Consider the following 270-nt stretch of genomic DNA (forward strand, 5'->3'; position numbering starts at 1 on the left):
GGGGATATATTCGAAGCGAAAAAAATCATCTTGGCAACTGGACTTCAGGATATATTGCCAGAGATCGAAGGAATTCATGATGTGTATGGAAAAACGTTGTTTAGCTGCCCTTTCTGTGATGGATGGGAATTAAAGGATAAAGCGCTTGCCCTTATTGCGGAGAATCAGAGAGCCTTGCATATGGCTAAGCTTATATCCAATTGGACAAAGGATTTGATCGTGTTTACGAATGGGCACGGTTTGGCTGAAGAGGACAAGTCACTTCTGACG

At 43.0% G+C, this 270-nt stretch carries 1 pseudogene; it reads left to right on the top strand.

The window, feature by feature from the left end:
* Positions 1 to 270, top strand: a pseudogene (locus tag AC0IXA_RS27520) (thioredoxin reductase); the annotation flags it as partial.

Source organism: Pseudomonas sp. AC083, assembly GCF_979253165.1.